At 46.3% G+C, this 19,082-nt stretch carries 15 protein-coding genes; 6 read left to right on the top strand and 9 right to left on the bottom strand.

The genetic code is table 11. The features are described from left to right. Positions 1 to 16 precede the first annotated feature (16 nt). The 3 genes from OB236_RS15705 to OB236_RS15715 are packed head-to-tail and all read left to right on the top strand — an operon-like array spanning position 17 to position 2,920. Entirely contained in the window at positions 17 to 763 is a 747-nt protein-coding gene (locus OB236_RS15705; protein ID WP_262684839.1) for an ABC transporter ATP-binding protein, read from the top strand. Further along, positions 760 to 1,944, top strand: a complete 1,185-nt coding sequence (locus OB236_RS15710) for an ABC transporter permease (RefSeq protein ID WP_262684840.1) — start codon at positions 760 to 762, stop codon at positions 1,942 to 1,944. Before OB236_RS15705 ends, OB236_RS15710 begins: the two co-directional genes overlap by 4 nt. A gap of 25 nt (positions 1,945 to 1,969) precedes the next feature. Further along, complete coding sequence (locus OB236_RS15715; protein ID WP_076233367.1) at positions 1,970 to 2,920, top strand: alpha/beta hydrolase; 951 nt, start codon at positions 1,970 to 1,972, stop codon at positions 2,918 to 2,920. 164 nt (positions 2,921 to 3,084) lie between these two features. Here the strand turns inward: OB236_RS15715 and OB236_RS15720 are convergent, their stop codons facing one another. After that, the gene (locus OB236_RS15720; protein WP_262684841.1) at positions 3,085 to 4,119 is read right to left on the bottom strand and encodes a Gfo/Idh/MocA family protein; all 1,035 of its coding nucleotides are present in this window, start codon (positions 4,117 to 4,119) and stop codon (positions 3,085 to 3,087) included. A 179-nt stretch (positions 4,120 to 4,298) separates the two neighbouring features. Here OB236_RS15720 and OB236_RS15725 point away from each other — a divergent pair, with 179 nt between their 5' ends. Then, a complete protein-coding gene (locus OB236_RS15725) occupies positions 4,299 to 5,147 on the top strand; it encodes an AraC family transcriptional regulator (protein WP_256711386.1) in 849 nt (282 codons plus the stop codon). Between the two features lie 232 nt (positions 5,148 to 5,379). Here OB236_RS15725 and solA read toward each other — a convergent pair whose 3' ends face one another. Continuing rightward, positions 5,380 to 6,504, bottom strand: coding sequence for an N-methyl-L-tryptophan oxidase (gene solA, locus OB236_RS15730; protein ID WP_262684842.1), 1,125 nt, complete (start codon positions 6,502 to 6,504; stop codon positions 5,380 to 5,382). 442 nt (positions 6,505 to 6,946) lie between these two features. On the opposite strand from solA, the gene OB236_RS15735 reads away from it, so the two are divergent. After that, positions 6,947 to 9,064, top strand: a complete 2,118-nt coding sequence (locus OB236_RS15735; protein ID WP_262684843.1) for an AMP-binding protein — start codon at positions 6,947 to 6,949, stop codon at positions 9,062 to 9,064. Between the two features lie 82 nt (positions 9,065 to 9,146). Further along, on the top strand, positions 9,147 to 10,361 hold the full coding sequence (lplT, locus tag OB236_RS15740; protein ID WP_262684844.1) for a lysophospholipid transporter LplT: 1,215 nt from the start codon (positions 9,147 to 9,149) through the stop codon (positions 10,359 to 10,361). Positions 10,362 to 10,457: 96 nt separating this feature from the next. Here lplT and OB236_RS15745 read toward each other — a convergent pair whose 3' ends face one another. The 7 genes from OB236_RS15745 to OB236_RS15775 all read right to left on the bottom strand — a co-directional run bounded on the left by OB236_RS15745 (position 10,458) and on the right by OB236_RS15775 (position 19,070). Next, a complete protein-coding gene (locus tag OB236_RS15745) occupies positions 10,458 to 11,306 on the bottom strand; it encodes a DMT family transporter (RefSeq protein WP_262684845.1) in 849 nt (282 codons plus the stop codon). Between the two features lies 1 nt (position 11,307). Beyond that, complete coding sequence (locus tag OB236_RS15750; protein WP_262684846.1) at positions 11,308 to 12,105, bottom strand: alpha/beta fold hydrolase; 798 nt, start codon at positions 12,103 to 12,105, stop codon at positions 11,308 to 11,310. Positions 12,106 to 12,305: 200 nt separating this feature from the next. Next, positions 12,306 to 13,355 (bottom strand): ABC transporter substrate-binding protein, encoded by a 1,050-nt coding sequence (locus OB236_RS15755; RefSeq protein WP_262684847.1) that lies wholly within the window; start codon positions 13,353 to 13,355, stop codon positions 12,306 to 12,308. Positions 13,356 to 13,407: 52 nt separating this feature from the next. Beyond that, positions 13,408 to 14,397 (bottom strand): ABC transporter permease, encoded by a 990-nt coding sequence (locus OB236_RS15760; protein WP_262684848.1) that lies wholly within the window; start codon positions 14,395 to 14,397, stop codon positions 13,408 to 13,410. Continuing rightward, positions 14,394 to 15,908 (bottom strand): sugar ABC transporter ATP-binding protein, encoded by a 1,515-nt coding sequence (locus tag OB236_RS15765; RefSeq protein ID WP_262684849.1) that lies wholly within the window; start codon positions 15,906 to 15,908, stop codon positions 14,394 to 14,396. The genes OB236_RS15760 and OB236_RS15765 overlap by 4 nt, the downstream gene beginning before the upstream one ends. A 380-nt stretch (positions 15,909 to 16,288) precedes the next feature. After that, on the bottom strand, positions 16,289 to 17,383 hold the full coding sequence (locus OB236_RS15770) for a substrate-binding domain-containing protein (protein ID WP_262684850.1): 1,095 nt from the start codon (positions 17,381 to 17,383) through the stop codon (positions 16,289 to 16,291). Continuing rightward, positions 17,301 to 19,070 (bottom strand): sensor histidine kinase, encoded by a 1,770-nt coding sequence (locus OB236_RS15775; protein ID WP_262684852.1) that lies wholly within the window; start codon positions 19,068 to 19,070, stop codon positions 17,301 to 17,303. The genes OB236_RS15770 and OB236_RS15775 overlap by 83 nt, the downstream gene beginning before the upstream one ends. Positions 19,071 to 19,082 lie beyond the last annotated feature (12 nt).

The following is a 19,082-nucleotide window of genomic DNA, read 5'->3' on the forward strand; positions in this document are numbered from 1 at the left end:
AGGGAGGACCATAATCATGCAGCCGATTCTCGAAGTAGACGGCATTACCGGCGGTTACAGCCGCCTTCAGCCTGTACTGCATAACCTCAGCTTTCATGTGCAACCGGGTGAAATGATCGGCTTGATCGGGCTAAACGGAGCAGGAAAAAGCACGACCATCAAGCATATCCTCGGACTTATGATGCCCCATCAAGGGGAGATTCGTCTGAATGGACAGACCTTGGCGGCATCCCAGGAAAAATATCGGCAAACGTTTGCCTATGTGCCAGAAAGCCCTTTATTATACGAAGAATTGAACGTTCGAGAGCATATGGAGCTAACCGCTATGGCCTATGGACTGGATAAAGCTTCCTACGAGGAACGCGCTGCCGTGCTGCTCAAGCAATTTCAGATGGATGCTTACCAGGAACGATTATCCTCCCACCTGTCCAAAGGGATGCGCCAAAAAGTCATGATACTGTGCGCATTCCTCGTGCAGCCGGAGCTGTATATTATTGATGAGCCCTTTCTTGGCTTGGATCCCTTAAGCATGCGATCTCTGCTGGAGCTATTGGTCAGTGTTAAACAAAGCGGTGCCTCGATTCTCATCAGCTCTCATATTCTGGCTACCATTGAACGTTATTGCGACCGATTTCTCGTCCTGCATCAAGGCAAGCTGATTGCTTCAGGTCCTGTAGATGCGCTGCAGGCTGCTGCGGGTATGCCTTCTGCATCCTTGGACGATCTATTCTGCGAGCTGGTAACAAGGGGCGACCCGCGATGATGGATACCCAAGCCTTATACCGTCGCCGAGAGGCGGAATTCCTCAAAGAAATTCGTCCTTACCTGCATTACGCACTGCAAAGCTTGTCCATTGCTGCGGGTATCGGCTTTCTTGTCTTTATGATCGGATATCGACAATTCCTGCAGTGGGTAACACCAGAGTTTCCTTGGCAGCTCACAGCGACGGTTTGTATGATGCTCGTGCTTGGCGGCGGCCGTATTCGCACCTATTTACAGCAAGCAGATACATTGTTCCTGCTACCGCAGGAGCCAGCGATGGCCATCTATTTGCAAACGGCAATGCGCAGAGCCCGGATTATTGGGTCTATCCTGGTTGCCGTTGGCTGGTTGATCGTCTGGCCGATGTATCATAAGCTTGCGCCTTCAAGCGGTTGGTTATTCTTACTGCTGCTGCTCGTCTGGCTTGTATTTAAACAGGTGCTGCTGTTTGGCAAATGGACAGAGCAGCAGCTTCTGGAGCAGCGAACGCGTTACCTATTCATTGTGCTGCGATGGCTGCTGTGCGCCGGACCGACCTACACCGTTTTCAACCTGGGGCCTGGGTATGGAGCAGGGATACTAGCGGTTGGTTCTCTGGCTTACCTGGGTATTCTTCGGCTTCCACGGCAGTACAAAGTACATTGGAATTTGCTCATTGATTGGGAGCTGCGGCATAAGGCGAGTATTTATCGGATTCTGAACCTGTTTATCGATGTGCCCGAACTGCGTGGCAAAGCAAGAAACATACGTTGGTTAAATAAAATAGTAAATTTCATCCCGTTTCAACGTAAATCCACCTATAAATATTTATTTACGCTCGTTTGGCTGCGCTCCGAACTGTTCGGCATGACCTGCCGTTTCACTGTCATTGGTATACTGCTGATGATCGCTTTTGACAATAAAATATTGGCAGCTGTATTGTATGCCATTCTAGCCATCTTTAGTGCTGTTCAACTTGCCGACCTGCTGCGTTATTATCGCGAGCATCTATGGCAGCATATATATCCGCTCTCACCACATCTGCGGAAGCAATCTCTGCGGGTAGTCCGCTTGACCCTGCATCTATGTATGCTCGTGCTGATCATTATACCTGCATTCTGGACGCTGTCTGCGCCGCTATGGGCAGCAATCATGCTTATTATCGCCGCTTGCGGTTCTATGATCTACCATCGATTTAAATAAGCCATTCTAGAAAGGAACGATTCCCATGCGACCGACCTTGATGATTACAAGAGCAGCCCGTCCTCGGCGCACCCCCTTTAAAACCGTGCTGTTGGCCTTGATCCTGTTGGTTGTCATCCTATTGTTGGTCAGTGTTGGTGTTTCTACCTATGTAGGCTGGCAGTTGACTCATCCGGCACGCAAAGCGCTGGCCGATAGCCCAGACCGTTATGGACTAGCCTATACACCTATCCAATTTCCGAGCCGGTCTCAGGATGTCACACTGGAAGGCTGGTACATCCCGGCTGCTACAGAGCCAACACCGGACAAGCTGACAATCATTATGGCCCATGGTTATCGGGAAAACCGGCTGCAGAGCGGTGCAGAGGCCATCAAATTGACCAAGGCTTTATCCGCCGCTGGCTTTGATGTTGTGATGTTCGATTTTCGCAATTCAGGTGAATCCGGCGGTAACTTGACTACGGTGGGTTATCTGGAAAAGGCGGATGTGCTCGGAGCCATCGACTGGGTTCGAACTCATCATCCCGGACGTATAGCACTTCACGGATTTTCAATGGGTGCTGCAACCTCGCTGCTTGCAGCTGCGGATGAGCCTGATGTTGCCGGTGTCGTCGCGGACAGTCCCTTTAATCATCTAACTCGTTATTTGGAAGATAACCTTCCTGTTTGGTCGCACCTGCCGAGCTTCCCCTATACACCGCTTATTTTGGGGATTTTGCCTCGTTTGACGAATATGGACCCTGATCAAGTCGATGCGTTGAGCGCCGTAGATCATGTGTACCCGCGTCCTGTCTTGTTTATTCACAGCATAGAGGACCAATCTGTTCCCTATGTGAACAGTGAATCGATGTGGGCGAAGCATAAGGACCGTTTTCAAATTTGGCAGACGACCGGTAAAGAGCACGTCAAGTCCCATGCCAAATTTGCGAAGGAATATGAGGAAAAGGTTATTGCGTTCTATAAGCAGCTGCAGTAGTACAAACTGAAGCCCTCGTACACCACGAGGGTTTCTTTCGGTTTCAAAATCAAGAAATAGTCTCAGGGAAAACAAAAAAACAGGGTACCTCTAATCGTTCTAGAAGCACCCTGTTGGATCATATATCATTAAATTGCAATCTAGCAGCCGAATTTGTTGATTTCTTACAAAGCTACTTCTGCGCCATTGTAAACGATCTTTTGGCCAGTACGTGAGGATTCATAAATGTCCATCACCACACGGAAACCATTGAAGCCTTCTGGTCCATCGATCCAGAACGGTTTACCTGCCAGCAGATGCTCGTAGTAATCACGAATTTGCAGCTCGTGGCTCATTCCCCAATATGATTTCTCACCCAGAGTGTTGACCACAGGCTCCTCCAACGTGGTAAGCTTGCCGTCTTGATCAAGGTACAGCGAATCGCCCCGCTGCAGCAAGGTTCCTTGCTCGAATACGAGCTCCACCTCAACCGGTGAGTTGCGTCCATATGCATTGGTTGCGTAGAAGATCGCAGTAGCTCCATTTTTAAATTCAATGTAGGCATGTGCCGAATCTTCCACTTCGATAACGCCCTCTAGGGAATCGGTAGAAATCGAGCCCTTTACGGATGAAATTTCGCCACCAAGCCATTGCAGTAAATCGACCGTATGAATCGACTGATTAATCAGTACGCCTCCACCTTCGGTTGCCCACTTGCCTTTCCACTCGGTTTCATAATAAGCCGCTGTCCGATTCCAGGTAACAATTCCCTTCATGCAGATCAGCTTGCCCAGCTCACCGGATTCAACATACTGCTTCATTCTTTGGGATGGGGCATTGTAACGGTTTTGAAAAATAACGCCTAGCTGTACATTCGGATTCTCGACAGCTGCCTGCAGCATTTTTTGAGCGGAAGCTATATTTTCTGCCATCGGCTTCTCGGTCAGCACATGCTTGCCTGCTCGCAACACATCAATCGCCATCGGAGAATGCAAGTAATGTGCCGTGCACAGGTGAACAACCTGAATATCATCGCGTTTGAGCATTTCCTTATAGTCGGTGTAATAATCGCAGCCGTATTCCTCTGCTACCTGACGTGCCCGGTTTTCATCAATATCTACAACCGCTTTCAAATCTGTCAGTTCCAAATCTGCTATTGCCTTTAAATGGACCCCTGAAATGGCTCCGAGCCCGATTATTGCTGTACCCAATGTTGTCAATGGATTCACCTAATTTCTTCAGATTGGTTATGTCCAAAAGCATATTCTTGAACATAAGATTAAAGTTAGCTTTATAATGCAGTATAATAAAAACAAATACATTGCGTCAATTGCCGTGTTTCTTGCTTTTTTTGACTTTATGCTGATGAGACCTTATTTATTCGGAAGGTGTGTCCTCTGTGAACTTCAATATCCATACTAATACTTCCCAGCTTCAATACAACCATAGACGTTTGTCGCCGCCGCCCAAGATGGATTTTCATTTGCATGAACGTTTTGAAGTTTATTTTTTTATTGCGGGTGACGTCAATTTTATCATTGAGAAAAAGGTATATCCGATGAAATCCGGCGACCTGCTCGTTATTAACAACCGCGAGCTGCACAAGTCGACCTTCAAATCCGATGCACCGTATGAGAACATTGTTATTCACTTTGACCCGGAAATCGTTCAACCCTTTGAGTCCATATTTCAATATGGCCTGCTCGATTGCTTTACAGAGCGTGAATCCGGAGAGCACAATAAAATCCATCTTCAACCTCAGCAGTTGGAGGAGATCATGGCCTTGTACAAAAGGATCGATACCCTGCTGCTGCTCCCATCCGAAGAAACCAATCTGCTGTTGACGATTCATTTCATCGAGCTGCTGGTGCTGCTTAACCGTTCCTTCCGCAACAACACGGCTCTGTCGGAATCGTCTGCCGTATCGGAGAAGCTGGCACCCGTTCTCGATTATATCGATCATCATCTCGATCAGGATCTGACTCTGGAGATGCTCGAGCGGCAGGTGTACATGAATCGATACTACCTGAGCCGTCTATTTCGGCAAAGCACCGGTAGCACCATTCACTCCTACATTCTTATGAAACGAATTTCACGCGCCAAGAAGCTGCTGCATGACGGACACAATGTCACCGAAGCCTGCCAAATGTCTGGCTTTAACGACTACTCCAATTTCATCCGGATGTTCAAGCGTATCGTCGGTATGCCGCCAGGGCAGTATCGCAAGCAGATCGGGTTTACCAACTAAGGCTGCGGGAAGCACTGGAAGCGAACTGGATACGAGCTGGGCTATGACAGGCATGATGTAAAGAACAAACAAACCAAGAATAGTCGAAACGACATTACGAGAAAACGGTAAGTTCCGAATACTGCGATGTTGAAATTTAGTTTTTTTAACACAATAGTGTTATTATCTCTCCTGCCGCGGCAGAACTGCTCTTGTTGTTCAACTATAGTGTCCCGATAGTTAAAGAATTTTCTTAAAATCGATTGATTGAAAAAGGAGAAATGTTGTGTTCAGTTTTCCCTGATATAATCAATTCACTTAAAATCTGTCCAACTACACTGCTAAATTTAAAGCCATGTCCTGAGAAACCTGATGCAATTGCAACGTTTGAATACGTTGGATGCAAATCGATAATGAAATCTTCATCAGGAGTTAGTGTATACATACATGTTTTACCGTACTTCAATTGTTGTGTAGAAGGCATATAGTGATGTAAAAATTGTCTTAAATCTGTCGCGTCTTTCTCTAGTTCACCAAATCCCAGGATGGCTTCATCTGGATTGATTGTTTCTCCTCCATCATGTCGGCCTACTTTTAATCCGGAACCATCGATGTTTGGAAAACCATAATAATGTCCTTGAGATGTCTCAAACGAAAAGGCAGGAAATTCCTTATGATTATATAAATCTTCATTGACATCAAACCAAGCAAATGTTTTTCTTACTGGATTTAGTGGAACATTTAAATCCAACATGGAAAGGAGACTTCCTGACCAGGCTCCTGCTGAAACCACTAACGCATTAGCACTAAAAGTATGATCATCGGTTTTGATGGTAACTTTTTTATCATGAACCATTATTTCTTTCACTTTACTATTGGTTATGATGGCAGCTCCGTTTCGCTCTGCGAGTTCTCGATATGCTTCAATGCATTCCTCACATTTCAGCACTCCTGATGTTGGTTCGAAGCAACCAATGTACTTGTTCGGTAAAGTGATGCCGGGCCAACGCTTATTCACTTCAATTGAACCTAAAATCTCAAGTGGCAATGAATAGGTTTTTGAACTTGAGATGATATTCTGGATAAAATCCGTTTTTTCATAACCCACGTTCAGAACCCCGGTTGGGAGAAATAATTGTTTTCCCGTCACTTTCTCTAAGTCATTCCATAATTCTTGAGCCTTGAGTGCCAACGGAACATATTTTTCACCTTCACCATACGCATGCCGAATGATTCTCGTGTCTCCGTGATGACTCCCTTTGTTATGGGGCGGGTTAAAGGAATCTACTAATAACGTTCTTTTCCCACTCTTTGATAAAAAATAACCTGCCGCCATCCCCATCGAACCTGCTCCAAGTACAATTACGTCATAATGCATTGTAAGTTACCCCTCCTTGTAATAAATCCCCCTGTAACTTAAGTATTAAGCAAGGTTAGTATTCTCCTATATTACTAATGATCCTAACACTTAACAATTGCGCTAACCTGCCCATCCCATGGCTATACGGGTCTAGGCCCTTACTTTCCATCGTCATACCTATCCAAGGTATAGAGACCGATTTAACTTAACGACAGAAGAGTAGCTGCCGTGGCGACAAATTGCTCTCTGGATCGCTGGACTAACGTCATCCCCATCACTAAGAGTGTAAAGCGTATACACTCTTAGTGTCCAAGTTCTCCAACAACCTTATTTCATCTCACCATCAGAAGGGTACTACATAAAGTTAGTACTCTTCTTTTTGCTGCCTTCCATGTACAATACAATTATCAACCATACTCAACTATACATTCATGCGTTCCATGTAAAGGAGTCGATTGCCATGTCCGTGCTTATCGCATTCTTAAAAGGATTATTCCGGATCGTATTCCGGCTCAAGCTATCCGGCTTGGAGAAGCTGGATTTCAGCCAGCCGACCATTCTGATGCCTAATCACGTATCACTGCTGGATGCGCTGCTGTTAGCACTCTATCTGCCTCAGGAAGCGACCTTCGTGGTGAATACATCGATTGCCCGCCGATTGAGATTGCCGCTGAAGCTGGTCAGGCATATTACCGTAGATCCACTCAATCCGTATTCGGTTCGCAAGATGGTCAAGACGGTACAAAGCGGTGTTCCGCTCGTTCTATTCCCGGAGGGGCGTATCACAACTACAGGCGGATTGATGAAAATATACAGCGGTATTGCTTACATTGCCTTAAAAACAGGGGCTAAGCTTATTCCCATCGCCATTAATGGAGCCGAACGCTCCAAGCTTTCCTATATCGGTCATAAAATCAAGACGGTCTTGTTTCCGGCAATCCGTATCCAGGTTGGTGACCATTTCCGAATCGAGCAGCAGCCGGGAGTATCCATGAAGCTGCAAAAGCAGCAGGCTGCGGATACGATTCTGACTACCATGCAGGAGCATTTGTTGAAAAGCCGCTTGAAAACGGAGGTAAACCTGTTCAACGAACTGCTGCTGCAAGCTTCCCTTCATGGACAAACGAACAAAATTTGCGAGGATTTGACACAGAGCCTTACCTATAAAAAGCTGATCGTCTCCTCTTATGTATTCGGGCGTAAGCTGCGTCCCAAGCTTAACAAGCAAGCCGCTATCGGTTTGCTGCTGCCTAATTCGATTGCTCATGTGATCGCCTTGTTCGCTCTGCTGCGTCTTGGGAAAACACCTGCCATGCTGAACTTCTCGGCCGGACAGCAAAGCCTTCTGGATGCTTGTGAAACAGCCGTGCTGCGTACCATAATCACCTCCCGCCAGTTTATAGAGAAGGCCAAGCTGGAAGCCACCATTCAGGCCTTGGCACAGGAAATCACGATCATTTATCTGGAGGATGTTAAGGACGAAGTCAAGCTGTCCGACAAGCTTGGAGGCCTGCTTGATTATTGGATGAGCGCACAAGCCGAGCAAGGGTTTCGCGATATCATCCTGTTCACCTCCGGCAGTGAAAGCAAGCCCAAGGGTGTCGTTCTCGGGCATGATCAATTGTATGCTAATATTCAGCAGTGCAAGGCTGTATTCGATTTTACTGCGGCTGACAAAATGTTCAACGCACTGCCGATGTTTCACAGCTTCGGTCTGACTGCAGGCACCCTGCTGCCTATCCTTACCGGAGTGCCGGTGATGCTCTATCCAAGTCCCTTGCATTATCGCGCCATTCCCGAGGTCGTTTATGATCGCAATGCGACGATTTTATTCGGAACCTCAACCTTTCTCGCTGGATACGGTCGGGCTGCACACCCATATGACTTTCATTCACTGCGAATTGTTGTAGCAGGAGCCGAAAAGCTGAAGGATGAGGTGCGCGAGCTGTGGAGCCAAAAGTTTGGTATCCGTATATTCGAAGGCTACGGCGCAACCGAGGCTTCGCCAGTCGTCTCGATCAATTCACCGCTCAACTACAAAAGAGGCACCGTCGGCAAGCTGCTGCCGAGCATCCGTTACAAGCTTGAACCGATACCGGGTATTGAGCATGGTGGCAACCTGCTTATTCAAGGTCCTAATATTATGAAGGGTTACCTGATTCATGGTAAGGGATTTGTTCCTTGCCCTGAATGGTACGATTGCGGAGATGTTGTAGAGTTGGATGCACAAGGTTTTCTGAGCATTAAATCGCGACTGAAGCGTTTTGCCAAAATTGGCGGAGAGATGATTTCCCTGCAGTTGGTTGAAGAGCTTGCTACCGCCTGTTATGGTGACATTCCGGTTGCAACAATCAGTGTAGCCGACGGCCGCAAAGGAGAGCGTATTCTGCTGTTCACCACCAAGGAAGGTCTGAATTTACAGGAATTTAAGGCTAAGCTTAACGAAAAAGGATATACACCGATGCTGCTGCCTTCCAGATTACAAGTCATCGATAAGCTGCCGCTGCTTGGCAGTGGCAAAACCGATTACGTTGCACTGAAGAAGCATGTTGAAGCTGCGCTCGAGCAAGGAACCTGAGATTGTTGTAACCGTGTATGCATCTACCGCCGACGCTTTGATAAATGCCTTGCCTATTGCCTAATCGAAGGGATTGATATGTATGAAAGAGCGAGCCCTCAATGCCTTATATATCACTCAATTTTTATCAGCTTTCTCAGACAACATGTCCCTATTAGTCATTGCCAGCCTGTTAACCAAAAATGGATTTTCGCCCGAATCGTTAGCCTTGGTGACGATGGCATTTTTCCTTCCCTATATTTTGTTAGCCCCTATTGTCGGTCCATTTGCAGATAAAATGCCAAAATCCGTCGTGCTCATTATAGGCAATCTGATCAAGCTGCTGGGTATCTCTGCACTCATCTTTATTGATCAATCCAATATTATTTTATTAATGCTCAGTTATTTTACCGTAGGCGTTGGAGCCGTTGTGTATTCACCAGCCAAGTATGGGATATTACCAGAGCTCATCGAAACCGACCAGCAGCTGTTTAAGGCTAATTCCAGAATTGAAGCTTATACGATCCTGGCCATCCTGACAGGGATCGGTGGAGGCGGTGCTATTGTCTCCGTAACCAGTACGGTGCAATCGTCACTCATCTGTGTGCTGCTATATGCTTTATCGCTAGGTGTGACTTTTTTGATTCCACGTATGCCGGGAGATCAGTCCATACGCTATACGCGGGAAGCTCTACAGTTTTTCAAAAGTGTGACGACACTGCTGAGCCACTCCAAAACCAATTTTTCCCTGATCGGTACAGGAGCCTTCTGGATGAGCTCAGCCGTACTCCGTACAGCCGTGTTAGCTTGGATACCACTTGCTCTGGGGTTTAGTCCTGAGGATTTCAGCGTTTCCCTGATTCTCGCTACCACGTCGATCGGGATCGTGATTGGTGCATTTCTTGCTCCTAAATTTGTTCAGCTTCAACAGTATTACAAATCGATTATTTACGGCTTTTTGATGGTAGTGCTCATCTTTATTTTCCCATGGCTGCATTCTACCTCAATCACCATCGTATTTTTATTGGCGGTAGGCTGTATGGGCGGGATCTTCATTGTGCCGATGAACACGGTGCTTCAGGAAGAAGGAACCAAAATGGTAGGGGCTGGAAAAACAATAGCCGTGCAAAATTTTGTTGAAAATATACTGATGGTGATCGGATCGGGGTTATACTACTTGGTCATTGAACAAGGGGCTTCAATCTCGATGGCCATTGTTATTCAAGGTGCGATTATGCTGCTCATTCTGTTGTATCTAGGCTCGAAGATCAATAGGCATTCATCACCGATGCATGCAGGTGGAAAAAGCTTCAAATAAGGCTGGCAGCTGCTGCCTGGACTTTTCCAACTTACGCCGTCTATCCACATTGAGCGTTATGCAACAGGAAACAGGCTCCAGAAGGAGCCTGTTCCATTATGAGAATCCCAGGCCGATAACGCCTGCGGTTATAAGTACAGAACCAATAATACGACTGCGGCCCTGCGGCTCATTCAACAGCAGCAGGCCGAACAAGGTGCCAAATACGGTTCCGATTTCCCGCATTGGCGCCAATTGGGACGCTGGTGCCAATGTTAACGCATACAGAAATAGCATGTAGCCGCCAGGCGCCAAAATTCCGCCGATTATAATGGTACGATAGTTCAGCTTCCATTCAGCAGCAATCCCTTTTGAACGGATGACCGCTAGCGTTAATGCCAATAAGTTGGCGATATTCGTAGCTTCATTTAACACAATAGGCGGAATCGACTCGATGGTGATTTTGTCCACAACGATATAACCACTGACACAGATCCCGACTGCACCCGCCAGCAGCAGTGTATGATTGGTATGAGCAGACTGACGAAACAGCGCCCTGCCCCCACTGACCCAAACGATTCCAGCTATAATAGCCAGAATACAGACCCAACCGAGGCTGGACATCGTTTCACCCAGCAGAAGCACAGCGACAAGCGGGACGATAATCGGACTGATTCCCCTCATGATTGGATAAGCCTGGGACAGATCACCAATCTGATACGTTCGGGCAAGCAAAAATAAATACAGTCCGTGTATGAACATGGAGCCTGCCAACAGTCCCAGGCTTTTTAAAGTAAAAGCAAAGCTCCCCCACTCATACCAGGCTCCAGGTAGAAAGACTATAGTCCCTACCCAATGCGCCAGCCATAAAAAGACAGACTTATTAACGCTTTTCTTGGCAAACAGGTTCCAGACGGCATGCAGCATCCCTGAGAGCAATACGAGCAATAAGGCAATAACATGCAACTTAGTAAACCGTAGCTAGAAACGATTCGATAGCTTCCATCAATGTTTCCGGCGCCTCCAGCATACTCATATGACCTGAAGTTTCGATCAATCGCTGTGTAATTTGGCTTCCACTAACCGTAAACGTCCGTTCAACCGGAATAATTTGATCGTGCGCACCTGCAACCAGCAGTACAGGAACCTTCGTGCTGGATAGTACATCGTTGCGATCAGGCCGTGATCTCATTCCCTGAAGTGTACGGATTGCAGCCTGTGGATCCGTGTTATTGCCGATCTGGATCGTTCTGGCAACTGCCTCCGGCATCGATTGAAGATGATCTGGAGCAAACAGCTTCGGAACCAGTCCCTCAATAAAAGCTGGCAGACCTTGTTCTTCTATCGTAGCGCTGCCTTTCAATCGTCCTTCTTTTCCCGCATCCGTATCCGGGAAGCCCGTGGAATGAATCAACCCGAACCCGGACAGCATTTCAGGGTACCGTTCAGCGAAAGCGAGCGCTATATAACCTCCCAAGGAGTGACCAAGTACAATTGCCGGTCCTGAGTCAAGTCCCTTGAGCTGTTGTGCCAGATCACCTGCGAAGGCTTCCATTGAATATTCGCCAGCAGGCGCTCCCGATTGCCCGTGTCCTCGCAAATCCGGCAGTACCCAGCGATAACCATTAGGCAGCAGTGGAAGCAACTCATCCCAATAGGCAGAGCTTCCGCAAAAACCATGCAGCAGCACAACCGTTTTGCCTGTGCCTTGTTCCTTATAGGAGAACTTGCCTCCACCATCCACCGCAATAAATTTGTTTTCCATTCTTATTTCCCCTTCCCCAGCTATACGTTATATTATACGGCACTCTTCTGAATATTATCTATATAACGATACCCTACTTTCCTGTTCATTAAACAAGAACTATGGATGAATAAAGAACTGCAAAAGCAGCAAAAGGCCGCCGCAGCAGCCTTTTACGTCTATTTTAAAAATAAAGTTAAGCTTGTGACTTTCCTTGGTTTTTAGTCGTAAAGAACCGCTTTGATATCAGGTGAATCGACATTGGTTTTATCATACCAGAAGAAGCCGGTATCGATATTTTTCTCCACCTTTTCTCCTTTTACAGCTTTAACAGCGGCTTTGACTGATTCATAGCCAATTCCAATCGGATTTTGCGTGATGGCTCCTGCCATTTTACCGCTCCTGATAGCATCAATTTGCTGCTTGCCTGAATCGTAGCCAATGACAACAATTTTATCCTTTTTCAATTCGGTTACGCCGTTCAGAACACCAATCGCTGATCCTTCATTGGAACCAAAGATCCCTTTAATATTGGGATGCGCTTGAATGATGGCTTTGGTAAGGTCAGTAGATTTCAATTGATCGCCGCCTCCATATTGGATATCGACAATTTTAATGTTTGGATATTTATTTTTGATTTGATTCACAAAGCCGTCACGACGATCAATACCTGTACGGCTTGTTTGGTCATGTACGACAACGGCGACTTCACCTTCATTATTAATAAGTCCTGCCATTTTATCCGCTGCAAGACTAGCTGCTGCGATATTATTCGTAGCTGCCGTAGCTACTGGAATGTCGCTGTCTACACCGGAGTCGAATCCAACGACCGGAATTTTGCCAGCCTTGGCTTTTTCCAATAAAGGAACAGCCGCTTTGCTATCCAATGCTGCAAACGCGATAGCACTCGGTTTTTTGCCCAACGCTGCAGTAAGCATCTCGATTTGTTTATCCACCTGTGCTTCAGTTTCTGGACCTTCGAAGGTGATCGTCACATCTAATTCCTTGGCTGCTTTCTCAGCACCAATCTTAACTGCTTGCCAAAATTGATGCTGAAAGCCTTTGGAGATCACGGGAATGTACATTTTCTCGGCCTTTTTCGCTTCAGGAGCGGCGGCTGGTGCAGCCGCTGGAGTTGGAGCTGGAGTTGCCGATTTGGCAGCCTCCTGTGGTTGAGTAGCTGCCGGCTTGGCAGTTTCACCACAAGCAGCTAAGACAATGGTAAACATTAACATAAACACCAGAGCGAACAGGTTTTTTGTGCTTTTCAATTCAATCTCCCCTTGCCTTATTATTATAGAACTCCCGATGGGAGGAACTACCTTATTTTTTGCGGCGGCGGAGAATATCCGCATATACGGCAAGGATAACAACCAGTCCGACGATCACGGTCTGCCATTCCTGCTTAACCGAAAGGATACGCAAACCATTGGTTAGTACACTCATAATTAAAGCGCCGATGACCGTTCCGAGAATCGAACCTTTGCCACCGCTTAACGAGGTCCCGCCAATCACAACCGCTGCAATCGCTTCAAGCTCATAGCCTTGACCCAGCGCAGGCTGCGCAGAATTCAATCGTGAGGCAATCATAATTCCGGCTATGCCGCTGAATACGCCCGTCAGTGTGTATATCGCTATTTTCCAAAAATTCACGTTGACACCAGACAGTCGAGTTGCCTCTTCATTGCTGCCTAACGCAAAGTTATAACGCCCGATAATCGTTTTGGTTAATATGATGCTGGCTATGATTGCTGCTCCCAGAAAAATGATAATCGCATTCGGAATCTCGAGCCCGGGGATGATCGAGTTGATCACAGACCCCATTGAAATTTTTCCAAATCCCGGTGTGTCATTGAAATAAATCGGCTTCGCTCCCGATATGACAAGTGACAGTCCTTTGGTGATCATCATCATCGCTAATGTTGCAATAAAAGGAGGAATGTTCATCTTGGCCACGGCAAGGCCGCTGATCAACCCGCACAGCGCGCCGGTCACAATACCACCTGCAATGCCCAATGGCATCGGCAGCTGCCAGAGCGTGATCATCACACCTGCCATCACAGCGGAAAAGGTCATCACCGTTCCGACCGCTAAATCAATGCCACCGGTAATGATGACAAACGTTGATCCCAGGGCGAGCACGCCTATAACCGCGGTTGACAGCATAATGCCTACAAGATTATCGAATTGAAAAAAGTTGCTGGATGAAAGCGAGAAGATAACGACAAGTAAAATCAGGCTGGCAAAGGCCAACAATTTTTGTGTTGCACCGGTTTGAAAAGCAGTTGTTTTGGGAATGAGTAAGGTTTTCAAGCGATTACGCCTCCTGATCGATTTGTCGCCAGCATCATGATCTTTTCCTGTGTGGCCTCTTTATTGCTTAATTCGCCTGTAATTCGACCTTCACACATCACCATAATCCGGTGACTCATAAGCAGTATTTCCGGTAATTCCGAGGAGATCATCATGATCGATTTTCCTTGCGACGCGAGGTCATTAAGCAGCTTGTAGATCTCACTTTTGGCGCCAATATCGATACCTCGTGTCGGCTCATCAAAGATCAGAATCTCACAATCCCGCGTCAGCCATTTGGCTATAACAACCTTCTGTTGATTCCCGCCCGACAGAAATTTCACTTCCTGATTCATACTCGGTGTTTTGACTTTCAAGGCTGCTGAATATTGCTCTGCTACTGCAAGTGTTTGCGCTTTATTCATCCATCCACCCCAGCTGCTTAACTTCTTGTAGGAAGAAATCGCTATATTGGTTTCTACATCCATCCCTACAAGCAGCCCGTATCGTTTACGGTCCTCTGATAAATAGCCCATTCCATAGCCCACGGCATCGTGCGGATTGTTAATTTTCACAGGGTTGCCATGAATGCGGATTTCACCTGAATCACTCGTGTCTGCACCAAAAATGGCTCTCGCTACTTCTGTACGACCTGCACCCATTAATCCTGCGAAGCCGAGGATTTCGCCTTTTTTCAATTGGAAGCTGACGTCCCGGATCACATTGCCTCTGTTAAGATGCTTGACCTCCAGGACGACGGGCTGGTTCGATGTTTCCTGCGATTCTGTCGGCTTGCTGTAAATTTCTCGACCTACCATCAGTGAAATAATGTGATCGATCGTCGCGTCTTTAGTTTCCAATGTTTCAATGTAGCGGCTATCTCGCATGATCGTAATCCGGTCGGTTATTCGTTTCAGCTCTTCCATGCGATGCGAAATGTAAACGATCCCAACACCGCTGTCACGAAGCTGGTGAATGATGCGGAACAGATCGTCAATCTCGGTATCTGTCAGAGCAGCCGTTGGTTCATCCATAATTAACACCTCTGATTGAAAAGACAACGCCTTGGCCATTTCAACCATTTGCTGTTTGGCTACTGTAAGATCGGATACTTTAATTCGTGGATCCATTTGCAAATTCATGCGCTGAAACAATTGCTGCGTACGTGCATTCAGCTCTTGCTCATCCAAAAACAGGTTCAGCAGCTTCTTCGGTTCACGTCCAATATATATGTTCTGTGCTACCGTCAGGTCCGGCATGAGATTAAGCTCCTGATGAATGATGCTGATCCCTAAATCCTGCGCCATCTTGGGCGTAGTGATTTCAATTTCTTTGCCTTTATAAATAATTCGCCCCGCGTCCTTCGTGTATACGCCAGTCAATACCTTCATCAGCGTGGATTTACCTGCTCCATTTTCGCCGACTAAGGCATGAACCTCCCCACTTGCCAATTCAAAACGGCATTGATTAAGCGCATGAACGCCTGGAAAGTGCTTTTCGATGCCTTCCATAAGCACTAATGCTTCCTTCACCCTGATCACCCCTAATCGCTTCGTTCATTGAATTAAGCATACAATTGAATAGCGTATTTCATAATGGAGGATCTTCTTGGAAAGGTTGATTATCTTCCACAAATCGATTTTTTACATAGAAAAACCTCTACCGGATATGAAATCCAGAGAGGTTGTCTACAAAATATCATGAAGTGCGGTGAATAAAGAGCGGAGCGGCCAAATAATCCTGGAGAAGCGTCAGCGCTCGCCTTTGTTTCCATATTTTCACCGCTAAATCTCTTATAAAATCAAAAAATATGGAAACAACAGCTGAGAGTTTGCTTGCAAACTGGCTTCGTAAGCATCTACCCGGAAGGATATTTGGCCGCGCAGCGGGACTTATTCACCGCACTTCTAAACTACGGGCTTGAAAAAGGAAACAACAGCTTTTGATTTTCAATCGTATAAATATTTTGCTTATTAATGACCTCAGAGCCTGTATCTATGATGGGGGCCACCTTTTTTCCTTGCAAAGCTTCATAGGCGGTCTTAACTCCCAAATAACCCATATTAAAAGGCTTCTGAATCACAACAGCCTGTATCACGCCTTCTTCAATCCATTTGATCTCATTCGTTGAGCTGTCAAATCCGACAAGCTTAACCTGCTCCTTCAAGCCTAGCTCCTTGATAGCCCGAGCAGCACCAACCGTAGTAATTTCGTTTAATCCGGCAATCCCGCCGATATCATCACGAGCGATTAGCAGCTCTTTAGTAATCTCATAAGCCCTATCCTCCGATCCATTGCTAAAGTAGGTGCCTACAACGGATTTTTGTAAAGCTTCGGAAAGTCCACTTCTCGCACCCTGTTCCCTTTGAATGGCGGTCGACGTACCCTGCACATGGCTAACAATCGCGATTTGCTTGGACGGATCCACCAGCTTCGACAGTACCTCACCCATTTTACGGCCTGCCGCTATATTATCTGTTGCAATAAAGCTGTTAGCAGCCGTACTGTTAATACCTGAATCCATCATGATTAGCGGAATGCCCTGCTTGCGAATTTTCTCAGCCCACGGTACTAAAGCTTCATAGTCGGAGGCAACGAGCACAACCGCATCAGGCTTCGATTTCAATGCTTCTTTCAGCTTGTAAATTTGACCCTCGACATCAAATTCATTATCAGGTCCCTGTACTTCAACCTGCACATCAAATTCTTTTCTCGCCGCTTCAATTCCTGCTCCTACGGTATTCCAAAATTCAATCTTGGGATCGATCGCTTTCATCATCACGAGAATGTGGGGCTGGTTGCCTCCAGGCCTCGCCATATTGACTTTAATTAAAACCAGCACGGTACAAATAACGATACCAGCAAGAAGGAGAGGGAGCCATCTTATCGAACCAAGCTTCATCTTCAAGTTATCCACCCAGCCCTCACTCCAGTATCGGCAGCCAAATATTGGCCGTCGTGCCTTGCCCCAACTCGCTTTCAAAGGTAATCCCATATTCAGTTCCATAATAGAGCTGAATCCTTTGATTCACATTGCTGACTCCGATCCCGCCACCACCGCCGGAATTTTCATTTTTTTCAAACATGCGTTGAATCGTTTCCGGCGACATGCCTATACCTTGGTCAATAACCTGAAGACGGATCCGATGCGCGATGATTTCTCCAGTGATCAGAATCGTGCCAGAGCCAGCCTGATTTTTAATCCCATGATAGATCGAATTTTCCACCAAAGGCTGTAAAATGATTTTGAGCACCTTGTTCGATACAATCTGCGGGTCTACAGCAATTTGAAAATCCAGCTTGTCTTTGTAGCGTATTTTTTGAATCGTTAAGTAGCTTTTGATATGCTCAATTTCGTTAGCGATCGTAATCAGCTCTTGCCCTTTGCTAATGCTCAAACGAAATAGCTTGGCTAAAGCCGACACCATCAATACCACTTCCTCCGACTTCTTGCCTTCTGCCATCCAAATGATCGAGTCCAAGGTGTTATATAAAAAATGCGGATTAATTTGAGCTTGAAGCGCTTTCAATTCACTTTTCCGTTTGAGCTCCTGCTCCGTGACATTTTGAACCATCAGCTCTTTGATCTCCGTGGTCATCCGATTGAACCGCTTGCTCAGCTGTCCTATTTCATTACGGCTTTCAATCGCTACCTGAATATCAAAGTTTCCCTTCTCGACTTCCTTCATTGAAGCCTCCAGGTGCTTAATCGGTCTGGAAATCCGTGAGGACAGAAAAATGGAGATCAAGATCGCTATAGCAATCAGCCCGATTCCCCACATCAATATATAAGTCTGGATTTCTTGCTTATTCGAAACCAATTCATCCACATAAGTGACACCAACGATCTTCCAGCCCTTCTTGGACTGATTGATCGTATACATACGGCTGTCTTTTCCTTCAGAGGTGGTAAAGCTGCTCGTTGTCGAGGCCATCACTTGTTCAATCTTTTCCTCTTTAAGTTTGCTGTAAATCAGCTGCTGCTGGGGGTGATACACGATATTTCCCTCTTGATCGAGGATAAAGATGTAGCCCTTTTTGCCGAGCTCTATTTTATTGCATAAATCATTAATGACGCTGTAATTTAAGTCCACTAGCAGTACACCCAGCTTATTCCCATCCGCATCACGAAGCTGTCTGCTTAACGAAACGACCCAATTATATTCCTGAATAATATTTTGTACATGAGGGGCCGAGATGACAACATTGCCGTTCCCCTCGATGGCCTTCGTATACCAGCTCTGCTGTGCGGGATCTGCAAAAGGATTGAGCTTCATATGGTTATACGGCACGATTCCTCCATTATGATCGAAGATAAGTATCGAAGAAATATCCTTGCGGGTGTTCAGCACCGAGCTAAGCTGAGAGCTGATCCGTTGCTCCAAAATGAGATTATCATTCGTGCTGGACATCGTTGTGTTCATTAAATATTGGCGAATATCCGAGTTGGAAAGCACCATTTGCGATATATTTTCCATGTAATTGATATAGGTTTCGATGTTGGTATTCACCTGCTCAATTAATTGAGCGGTGTGTTCGCGGGAGCTTTGCTCAGCGGCATTCGTGGATAACGTATAGGTGGTATAAGCAATACAAAGCGTCGTAAACAAAATCAGACAGGAAAAGGCAACCGCCATGGTCGATTGAATGCTTTTATAATGAAAAAAATCAAAACCAAGCAGCCTGATCTTCATTCTCCTGGGTCC

It is taken from the genome of Paenibacillus baimaensis (assembly GCF_025567575.1).